The sequence below is a fragment of the Rhodoplanes roseus genome (assembly GCF_003258865.1).
GTDB classification, from domain to species: domain Bacteria; phylum Pseudomonadota; class Alphaproteobacteria; order Rhizobiales; family Xanthobacteraceae; genus Rhodoplanes; species Rhodoplanes roseus.
In genome coordinates this window covers 1-8,011 of record NZ_NPEX01000263.1, presented here as the reverse complement: position 1 = coordinate 8,011, position 8,011 = coordinate 1, and the positions used below count along the sequence as shown (strand labels likewise).

The window sequence follows — 8,011 nt, the reverse complement described above, 5'->3', positions numbered from 1 at the left end:
GTCGCTGTCATTCCGGGGCGCTGCGAAGCAGCGAACCCGGAATCCAGCGACGATCTCGGCGAGCGCGGCTGGATTCCGGGTTCGCGCCTCCAGCGCGCCCCGGAATGACGCCGCCTCACTCGGTCATCGCCATGGCGCGCAGCGCCATTCTTTCGCGCGCCGAGAGCTTTTCCGTCGCGCTCTTGAGCTGGCCGCAGGCGGCGAAGATGTCGCGGCCGCGCGGGGTGCGCACCGGCGACGAGTAGCCGGCGGCGAAGACGTACTCCGAGAACTTTTCGATCTGGTCCCAGTCCGAGCACTCGTATCGTGTGCCGGGCCACGGGTTGAACGGGATCAGGTTGATCTTGGCCGGGATGCCCTTGACCAGCTTCACCAGCGCCTTGGCGTCGGCGAGCGAGTCGTTGACGCCCTTCAACATCACGTACTCGAAGGTGATGCGCCGCGCATTGTTGAGGCCCGGATAGTTGCGGCAGGCCTCCATCAGCTCGGCGATCGGGTACTTCTTGTTGAGCGGCACCAGCACGTCGCGCACCTCGTCGCGCACCGCGTGCAGCGAGATCGCCAGCATCACGCCGATCTCGTCGCCGGCCCGCACGATGTTCGGCACCACGCCCGAGGTCGACAGCGTGATGCGGCGCTTGGAGATGCCGATCCCTTCGCCGTCGGCGACGATCTGCAGGGCGTCGCGCACCGCCTCGAAATTGTAGAGCGGCTCGCCCATGCCCATCATCACGATGTTGCTGATGTAGCGCCCGCCGTCGGTCGGCACGATGCCGTCGCTGGGCGGCGTGCCGCCCGGCCACTCGCCCAGCCGGTCGCGCGCCACCAGCACTTGGCCGACGATCTCACCGGCCGTGAGATTGCGCACCAGGCGCTGCGTGCCGGTGTGGCAGAACGAGCAGGTGAGCGTGCAGCCGACCTGGCTGGAGACGCACAGCGTCCCGCGGTCGGTCTCCGGGATGTAGACGCACTCGACCTCGTGCGGCGTCCCCGACGTGCCGGGCAGGCGCAGCAGCCACTTGCGGGTGCCGTCGGTCGACACCTGCTCGGCCACCACCTCGGGCCGGGCCAGCGTGAAATGCCGCTCGAGCTCGACGCGCATGTCCTTCGACACGTTGGTCATCGCCTCGAAATCGCGGGCGCCGCGCACGTAGATCCAGTGCCAGAGCTGCTGGATCCGCATCTTGGCCTGGGCCGGCGCCACGCCGATGCCGACCAGCGCATCGCGCAGCTCGGTCCGCGACAGGCCGACCAGCGACGGCTTGTCGGGCGCCACATAGATCTCGAGGGGTGCCTTCTCCAGCGGAGCGAGGATCGGCGCGGCGGCCGCGGCGGTGGGATCGAGCGAAACGGTCATCGGGGCTCTTCGGGCGGTGTCTTCGGGCGTCGCCCGGATTTTCGGGGGTGGTTTGCCTCGCGGCGTCCCCCGATATCTAGGCGTTCGCGTGGACGATGTCCAAAATGGTGTTTTTGCACCACTTCGGACCTCCCCGCCGACCGGCCGCTCTCCTCACCCGCGCGGCACGGCGATCCCGTCCAGGTCCGCCATCGCATCGTCCGACAGCGTCAGCTCCGCGGCAGCGAGATTCTGGCGCAGATGGGCGAGCGACGAGGTGCCGGGAATCAGCAGGATGTTCGGGGCACGGCGCAGCAGCCAGGCGAGCGCCACCTGCATGGAGGTCGCCCCGAGCCGTTTGGCGACGGCGTCCAGCGCCGAGGACTGCAGCGGCGTGAAACCGCCCAGCGGGAAGAACGGCACATAGGGAATGCCGCCGCGGGCGAGGTCGTCGATCAGGGCATCGTCGTTCCGGTGCGCGAGGTTGTACTGGTTCTGCACGCAGACGATCGGCACGATCTTTTGCGCATCGGCGACCTGCTTGGGCGTGACATTGCTCAGCCCGATATGGCGGATCAGCCCCTTCTCGCGCAGCTCGGCCAGGACGGTCAGCGGCGCCTCCAGCGAGCCCTCGGCCGGCCCGTGCACGTCCAGCATGCTGCGAAGGTTCACCACCTCGATCTGGTCTAGGCCCAGATTGCGCAGGTTGTCGTGGACGGCCGCGGTCAGCTCGGCCGGCGACATCGCCGGGATCCAGGAGCCGTCGGCGCCACGCCGGGCGCTGACCTTGGTGACGATGACGAGATCGTCCGGATAGGGGTGCAGCGCCTCGCGGATGATCTGGTTGGTGACGTGCGGACCATAAAAGTCCGAGGTGTCGATGTGGTTCACGCCGCTCGCCACCGCCTCGCGCAGCACCGCGCGGGCGGCGTCCGGGTCCTTGGGCGGGCCGAACACGCCAGGCCCGGCGAGCTGCATGGCGCCATAGCCGAGCCGCCGCACGGTGCGGTGGCCGAGAGTGTGGGTGCCGGACTGATCGATGCTCATTGCCGTTCTCCTCGTCTGACCCGCCAGAGCTACACCGCCGCCCAGCGTGCGAGAACCCGGCCCGAACCGCACGGGCCGTGCGAAAATCCGAACAATGTGATGGAAGCGTGGGCCGCCCTACTCGGCTGCCGCCCGTTCCGGCTTGGCGTGGGCCTCGGCCAGATAATCCATCGCGGCCTGGACTCCGCCCTTCCGGTGCGGGATGCCGGCGAGCGACAGCGTCATCTCGGCGCCGGCGAGCGCCGCCAGCACGGTGAGGTCGTTGGTGTCGCCGAGATGGCCGATGCGGAAGTATTTTCCGGCGAACGGCCCGAAGCTGGCGCCGTAGGAGACATTGAAGTGCTCCAGCGCCAGCGCCCGGAAGGCGTCGGCGTTGTGGCCCTCGGGCAGCAGCACGGCCGTGACGGTCGAGGAATAGGCGTTCGGATCCCGGCAGAGAATCTCCAGGCCCCAGGCCCGCACGGCGCGGCGGGTCGCCTCGGCCAGCCGCTCGTGACGGGCGAAGACGGTCTCCAGCCCCTCCTCGTGCAGCATGTCGATGGCGACGACGAGTCCCTGGATCATGTTGGTCGCCGGCGTGTAGGGAAAGAAGCCCTGCCGGTTCATGGTCAGCATGTCCTCCCAGGCGAAGAAGGACTTCGGCATCCGCGCCGTCTTGCCGGCGGCCAGCGCCTTGTCGCTCACCGCGTTGAACGACATTCCGGGCGGCAGCATCAGGCCCTTCTGGGCGCCGCCGACCGTGACGTCGACGCCCCACTCGTCGTGCCGGTAGTCGACCGAGGCGAGCGACGAGATGGTGTCGACCATCAGCAGCGCCGGATGACCGGCGGCGTCGATCGCGCGCCGCACCGCCGCGATGTCGGACATGCAGCCCGTCGCGGTCTCGTTGTGCAGCACGCAGACGGCCTTGATGGTTTGAGCCTTGTCGTCCTTCAGCCGCGCCTCGACGGCGGCCGGATCGACCCCGACCCGCCAGTCGGTCGGGATCATCTCGGGCACCAGTCCGAGCTTCTGCGCCATGTTGCGCCACTGGCTGGCGAACTGGCCGGTCTCGACCATCAGCACCCGGTCCCCCGGCGACAGGGTGTTGACCAGGGCCGCCTCCCAGGCGCCCGTGCCGGTCGCCGTGTAGATGATCACCGGATTGGTGGTCTTGAAGATCGTCTTGATGCCGTCGAGCGCCCGCCGCGCCAGCGCCGAGAACTCCGGGCCGCGATGATCGATCAGCGGCGTGTCGATGGCGCGGAGGATGCGGTCCGGCACCGGGGTCGGCCCCGGAATGTGGAGGAAGTGCCGGCCGGCGGCGCGCGAGGCATTTTGGGGCATCGGGGGTGTCCTGTCGGTGCGAGTCTCGGACCGGTCGCGGTCGCCGACCGCGGCTTGCCGTCTTCAAGGACGAATGCGACAGTCCGTCAAGGTTTTGGATTGCTGCAGCGCAACCGTGGCGAGTTCCGGTCCGGACCGCGCGGGCGCCTCTCCGCCACGCCGAGTCGAAGAGCCCCCGCATGCCCCGTCCTGCCGCGTCCGGCCTGGAGCGTCGCCTCGCCGCCGACATGTCGGGCGACGTCGCCTTCGACCGCTTTTCGCGCGGACGTTATGCGACGGACGCGTCGCACTATCAGAAATTTCCTGTCGGCGTGGTGGCGCCACGCAACGTACAGGACGCCGCCCGAGCGATCGCGATCGCGCGTGAGGAGGGTGTCAGCGTGCTGGCGCGCGGCGGCGGCACCTCGCAGTCCGGCCAGACGGTCGGGCCTTCGCTGGTGGTCGACTGCTCGAAGCATCTCACGCGTCTGGTCGATCTCGACGTCGCCGGCCGACGCTGCCGGGTCGAGCCCGGCCTGGTGCTGGACGAGCTGAACCGCAAGCTGAAGGCTCACGGCCTGTGGTTTCCGGTCGACGTCTCGACCGCGTCGCGCGCCACCATCGGCGGCATGACGGCCAACAACTCGTGCGGCGGCCGCTCGCTGCGCTACGGCAACACCCGCGAGAACATTCTGTCGATCGACGCGCTGTTGGCCGACGGCACGCCGGCGCATTTCGGCCGCGTCGCGGCCGACCTCTCGGACCTGCCGGCATCCTCGCCGGTGCGGCCGCTGGCGCAGGATCTCCTGAGGCTCGCCGCCCGCGAGGCGGACGAGATCGCCCTGAGATTCCCGAAGGTGCAGCGTCGCGTCGGCGGCTACAACATCGACGCCCTGGTGCCCGGCACCAACGACCTCAATCTCGCGCACATCCTGGTCGGCTCCGAGGGCACGCTCGCCTTCTCGACCGCGATCGAGCTGAAGCTCTCGCCGCTCTTGGGCCGCCGCGCGGTCGGGGCTTGCCATTTCGGCGATTTTCGCGCGGCGATGGATGCGGCCCAGCACATCGTGCGGCTGATGCCGATCGCGGTCGAGCTGGTCGACGCCACCATGATCGCGCTCGCCCGCGACATCGCGATGTTCCGCCCGACGCTCGACGCGGTGGTCCGCGGCGATCCGGCCGCCATCCTGCTGGTCGAGTTCGCCGAGGCCGAGTGGGACGACAACCTCAAACGCCTCTCCCGCCTGCACGAGCTGATCGGCGATCTCGGCTTCGCCTGGGACAAGCCGGGCCAGACGTTCGGCGGCGTGGTCGATGTCATCGATCCGAAGCTGCAGGCGGCCGTCACCGAGCTCCGCACCGCCGGCCTCAACATCATGATGTCGATGAAGGACGAGGGGAAACCCGTGTCCTTCGTCGAGGACTGCGCCGTGCCGCTCGAGCACCTCGCCGACTACACGACGCGGCTCACCGAGGTGTTCCACCGGCACGGCACCACCGGCACCTGGTACGCCCACGCCTCGGTCGGTTGCCTGCATGTGCGCCCCGTCCTGAACCTGCGGCTGGAGAAGGATCGCAAGGCGATGCGCGCCATCGCCGAGGAAGCCTTTGCCTTCGTGCGCGAGTACAAGGGCTCGCATTCGGGCGAGCACGGCGACGGCCTGGTGCGCTCGGAGTTTCACGAGCCGATGTTCGGCACGCGCCTGGTGCGCGCTTTCGAAGAGGTGAAGGACCGCTTCGATCCGGCCGGCCTCTACAATCCCGCAAAAATCGTGCGGGCGCCTAAATTCGACGACCGCGCCTGGTTCCGCTTCGGCGAAGGGTATCGCGGCGAGCCGATGACCACGGCACTCGACTGGTCGGCGTGGCCGGGCTCGGGCGGCGGTTTCCAGGGCGCTGTCGAGATGTGCAACAACAACGGCGCCTGCCGGTCGCTCGCCGGCGGCGTCATGTGTCCGAGTTTTCGCGCCACGCGGGACGAGAAGGATTCGACGCGCGGCCGCGCCAACACGCTGCGGCTCGCCGTCACGGGCCAGCTCGGGCCCGGCGCGCTGACATCCGACGAGATGATGGAGACGCTGAAGCTGTGCGTCTCCTGCAAGGCCTGCCGGCGCGAGTGCCCGACGGGCGTCGACATGGCCCGCATGAAGATCGAAGTGCTGGCCGCCCGCGCCCAGGCTCGCGGGCTGCCGCTGCGCGACCATCTGCTCGGATCTTTGCCGCGCTGGGCGCCCTGGGCCGCCCGCGCACCGTGGCTGATGAATGCGCGTGATCGGGTGCCGGGGCTTGCGGCATTGTCCGAGTCGCTGCTCGGACTATCGGCCCGCCGCTCGCTTCCACGCTGGCGACGTGATCACTTCCGGGACGACGAGGCCGCTCCTTCACCCTCCCCTGGAGGGGTGGGTGAAGACGGCCGCGAGGTCGTGCTGTTCGCCGACACGCTCAATCGCTGGTTCGAGCCCGAGAACCTGCGCGACGCGCGACGTGTGCTCACCGCCGCGGGTTTTCGGGTGCACGTCGCCCGCCCGGTCGACGGGAGCCGCCGGCCGCTGTGCTGCGGCCGCACCTTCCTGTCGGTCGGTCGGGTCGACGAGGCGCGCCGCGAGGCGGAGCGGTCGCTCGCCGCGCTCGCGCCCTGTGTCGCGAAAAACATGCCGGTGATCGGGCTGGAGCCGAGCTGCCTGCTGACGTTCCGCGACGAGATCCCGGCCCTGATCGGGTCCGACATGGCCGGCGCCGTCGCCGAGCGCGCTCTGCTGTTCGAGGAATTTCTGGCCGGCGAGGTCGGGCGCGGAACGCTGGCCCTGCCACTCGCCCCGATCGGATCGCGGGCGCTGCTGCACGGGCACTGTCACCAGAAGAGCTTCGGCGTCATGGGCGACGTCGAGCGGGTGCTGCGGCTGATCCCGGATCTCGCCGTGGAGACCATCGAGTCGAGCTGCTGCGGCATGGCCGGCAGCTTCGGCATGGTGGCCGAGACCCTCGACGTGTCGCTGGCGATGGGCGAGCTGTCGCTGTTGCCCGCGGTGCGCGCCGCGCCGGCCGACGCGCTGGTGGTCGCCGACGGCGCCTCGTGCCGGCACCAGATCCACGACGGCTCCGGCCGCCAGGCACATCACGTCGCGCGCGTGCTGGCGGCCAGCCTCGACGCGGTCACTAACGCCCCGACGTGATCAGATCACCTGACCAGCGCGCTCAGGTGATCGTCCTTTTCACGTGAATGTCCGGGGCGCTGCCGAGACCACCTGGCCGCCCGAGGTCGTCACCTTCAGCACCGCGAGGCCGCGCTGGTTGGTGCCGTCCTGGCGGAACCTGAAAACACCGTCGATGCCGGCGAAGCCGGACGGATTGGTCAGCACCTCGTCGCTGATCCGCTGGCCGCCCTTGAGCAGCGCCGCGACCAGCGCGACGGCGTCGTAGGCGAGCGTCGCGGTGCGCACCGGGTCCTGCCCGTAGCGGCTGCGGTAACGCCCGGCGAAGGCCCGGAAGCCGGCCGAGTCCGGCGCCGCGAACCAGCCGCCGTCCATGGCCGGATCCGAGAACACCCGCTGGTCGTCCCACAGGCCGGTGCCGATGAGCTGGATGCGGCGCGGATCGACCCCGCCGGCCTGCAGGGCCTGGACGACCCGCGGCACCGCGTCGCCCGAATCGGCCAGGAACAGCGCGTCGGAGCGGCCGGCCGCCTCGGCGATCTGCTTCACCGGCCCCTGCAGGCCGCTGTCGCCGGGCTTGTAGCGCTCGACCGCGGTGATCCGGCCGCCCTTGCGCGACACCGCCGACTTCAACGCCGCCTCGACGACGCTGCCATACGGGTTGTCGGGCAGCAGCGCCGCGACGGAGCGCTTGCCCTGCTGGGCCGCGTAATCGACGATCCGGTCGACGTCCGACTCGGGCAGGAAGCTCAGCAGATAGACGCCGCGCGCCGCGACGTTCGAATCGGTCGAGAAGGCGATCACCGGCACGCGGCCGCGGGCGACCTGGGCGGCGGCGCCGACCGCATGGGCGAACAGCGGCCCGAGAATTACGACCGCGCCCTCGTCGAGGGCCTGCCGGGCCGCCCCCTGGGCGCCCTGGGCCGTGCCGGCGTCGTCCTTCACGTCGAGCAGAACGTCGGGATTGTTGAACTCGGCGAGCGCCATCTCGGCCGCGCTCTTCATCGACTGAGCCGCCGCGCCGGCATTGCCGCCGGCCGACAGCGGCAGCAGCAGGCTCACCCGCGTCTGGCCGGTCGCGGGCGCGCCGCCCGCCACCGGGGGCAGCGGCTCGGTCGAAACGCCCGCCCCGGCCCCGGGAGGCGGCGGCGGCGTGTCCGGCGTGCTGCGG

General features: G+C 70.1%; 5 protein-coding genes. 1 reads left to right on the top strand and 4 read right to left on the bottom strand.

Features of this window, described 5'->3' with window-relative positions; translation table 11 throughout:
* Positions 1 to 115 precede the first annotated feature (115 nt).
* From rlmN to CH341_RS25155, 3 genes are all read right to left on the bottom strand, one after another.
* Entirely contained in the window at positions 116 to 1,357 is a 1,242-nt protein-coding gene (gene rlmN, locus CH341_RS25165; RefSeq protein ID WP_111421722.1) for a dual-specificity RNA methyltransferase RlmN, read from the bottom strand.
* 153 nt (positions 1,358 to 1,510) lie between these two features.
* Positions 1,511 to 2,383 (bottom strand): aldo/keto reductase family oxidoreductase, encoded by an 873-nt coding sequence (locus CH341_RS25160; protein ID WP_111421721.1) that lies wholly within the window; start codon positions 2,381 to 2,383, stop codon positions 1,511 to 1,513.
* Positions 2,384 to 2,500: 117 nt separating this feature from the next.
* On the bottom strand, positions 2,501 to 3,709 hold the full coding sequence (locus CH341_RS25155) for a pyridoxal-phosphate-dependent aminotransferase family protein (protein WP_111421720.1): 1,209 nt from the start codon (positions 3,707 to 3,709) through the stop codon (positions 2,501 to 2,503).
* 179 nt (positions 3,710 to 3,888) lie between these two features.
* On the opposite strand from CH341_RS25155, the gene CH341_RS25150 reads away from it, so the two are divergent.
* Positions 3,889 to 6,861 carry an FAD-binding and (Fe-S)-binding domain-containing protein gene (locus CH341_RS25150; RefSeq protein WP_111421719.1) on the top strand — a complete coding sequence of 991 codons (2,973 nt, stop codon included), beginning with the start codon at positions 3,889 to 3,891 and terminating at the stop codon, positions 6,859 to 6,861.
* Between the two features lie 39 nt (positions 6,862 to 6,900).
* Here CH341_RS25150 and CH341_RS25145 read toward each other — a convergent pair.
* The coding region (locus tag CH341_RS25145; protein ID WP_111421718.1) for a penicillin-binding protein activator at positions 6,901 to 8,011 on the bottom strand (1,111 nt) is incomplete at its 5' end.